This is a genomic window from Mixta mediterraneensis (assembly GCF_030283135.1).
Lineage (GTDB): Bacteria > Pseudomonadota > Gammaproteobacteria > Enterobacterales > Enterobacteriaceae > Pantoea > Pantoea mediterraneensis.
In genome coordinates, this window is record NZ_JASUAZ010000107.1 from 1 (window position 1) to 2,407 (window position 2,407).

The following is a 2,407-nucleotide window of genomic DNA, read 5'->3' on the forward strand; positions in this document are numbered from 1 at the left end:
ACTCTCTAACCATCCACTTTCGATGTCGCTCATCTCTTCAGAATTAATACTCGATAAGGTCATACCTATATCGTCATTCTCATCGCTATTGCATGTGGCTCCAGGCAGCTTAAACAGGCAAGTCTTCAATCCAAAATACATGGGATAAAGGACATAAAACAGAGACCAGAGCATGTAGCGGTAGAAGATGCTAGATCCATCAATGCTTACAAAAAATATCTTATCAAGCGGCAGTGCATCTTTTGTGCAAATGTTCAAGGAACCATCTGCATCGTGCTTTACGGTCCCACGCGTTACGAACTGCTTGCTTCTTGTAAACACAAGCATGTATTCATTCTCGGGAATGGCATCCTTAATTCTTACTGGATATCTGTAACTGTATATGCTATGCTTATCTTCTGCACCCTTTTGGATTCCTTTGTTAGCATTCCCAAGCAGGACTGCCTTGATGTATGTTCTGCCACCGGATCTCTCCTCCTCAATTGCTGCTAAGAGACGCCTTAGGAAGTGGGTTTCTGGTAGAGTTTTTATCTTGTTGTAGATATGGCACGGAGTGCCTTCTGAGCAATTGCAAGAGGTAACCGATTTGGTGGCGGCAATTCTATTTCTTAGCTGCACCAGCCCAGCTATCTCTGAGTGTGTAATTTTGGCAAAGACTGTCTCTCCAGACTTGGCATAATAAAGAGCACATCCTAAGGATTTGCAGGATATACTGCGCTGCTCCGCATAGAGCAAAGAGTATATCATGAGCTGTGCACGATGAGAAACACTCTGCCTCGTGCCTGTCTTTATTTCTATTACACTTCCAGGATTGCGGTATGTCCCGGGCTCTAAGCAATCAATATTTCCTTTCATAGAGAATGTCAATGAAATAACACTGTACTCCGCAAGAGTATGGTCACTTCTCTGGGCGAGGAAGGCGTTGATGGGCTTGAATAGTTTCAGTAACTCATTGAGAAGCTCTTTTGCCGTGATATTACAGCAATACAGATAGCCTGGATACGTTTGTATAATTTTTTTAGTTTCAGAAATTAGGAATGGAAGATCTTTTCGCTGCTTGGAAATACAAGATTCAATCAGTTTGTGGCAGACTCGTCCGACTGCAAGTGATTTGTGTGAATATACAAAGGATATATCTGCGATAATATCTTTAAATAGCGGATTATTTATACAATCAAGTGCTGTACAGAAGGATGTCACAGAAATAATGTTATCCTCAATTAGAATAATGTTTTCTGTGTCTGAAACAGAGCAGATAGGATTATGGGAGGGTGCAGAGCAGCAGGGGCAGGCCAAAGCCTTGATACGCATCCCGGGCATGTATTCAAGATCGGCAAAACGGCCAGAGACACGGATGGTCTTATGTCTGCAAAGAGAAGGATGTGGTCGGTGTGCCTTTCTACTTTCTCGATTGCTGTGAAATTAGATTGCAGATCCTCGGCATCATCGCTTGTAAAGGGCTCTGCCTCTTCCCAAAACTGGAACTTTCCCTGTGTAAAATCGATATCCAGTTTATGATCGTTTGTGGTTGGTTTATTCTGAGAGGAAGCCCATGTTATAGTTGGCTCTGAGCCATCCCCTCGCTTAGAATCCATGGGCGATAAAAATGTGGCTGAGATTTTGGAGCTACTTCTGTGATGAAGCGGAAATATCAAGTCTAAATGCCTGGAAGTATTCAATTGCTGCGTGGCATTATACCCAGAAGGGTATTTTCCGGCTTTTAATTATACTTTGTGTGGTGTGCATTTGGCAATTTCTATTAATAACTGAATAAACTCTAGCTTGTTTCTGTAAATTCAAACATACTTCTTCTGTATGTGGCATGTAGGTTCAAGGAGATGGGGTATACTCCATGGCCAGTATATTGCTCAAAGTGCTGCATTGCTTTCTCTCCTCAGCAAGCCGTACAGGGAAGAGTCTAAGGTGCAGCGTATGCGAGATGGCAAGAGTAAGGGATATCCGTACGGGGCTGGCGAGGCCGTGTGGCGCAGTGGTAGCGCTTCTGATTCCAGATCAGATGGTCGTCGGTTCGAGTCCGGTCGCGGTCACATTTTGACAATTTATATTTTTATCCGTGGACTTATTAAGAGTAGAGTTGTTGTTGAGCTGGGACCAGGTGACATTAAAGAGTTATTTATTTAATATATTTATGGCAGGGCCAACAGTTATATTGTCTGTGTTGGGACTAACCACCTCCTCTATGAATACTTGAATGAATTCCACCCATCTCGTGATAGACAATAATAATAATAACTCTTCTCAGTTCCCTGTTCCCAACGGTCTATTAATAAATGTTGGCAGTGAACTAGAAATACCTCGTTGTGTGGAACCCTTACTAAATAAATGATCTCTTCTAAACAAGTATCGCGCACTAAATACTGTTAGTCTGAGCAGTATTGTTCCCTAT

At 42.5% G+C, this 2,407-nt stretch carries 1 protein-coding gene and 1 tRNA gene; one reads left to right on the forward strand and one right to left on the reverse strand.

The window, feature by feature from the left end:
- On the reverse strand, positions 1 to 1,356 hold a 1,356-nt coding region (locus tag QRY16_RS21755), incomplete at its 3' end, for a PD-(D/E)XK nuclease family protein (RefSeq protein ID WP_289778031.1).
- 620 nt (positions 1,357 to 1,976) lie between these two features.
- On the opposite strand from QRY16_RS21755, the gene QRY16_RS21760 reads away from it, so the two are divergent.
- Positions 1,977 to 2,048: transfer RNA gene (locus tag QRY16_RS21760), tRNA-Trp, on the forward strand.
- Positions 2,049 to 2,407 lie beyond the last annotated feature (359 nt).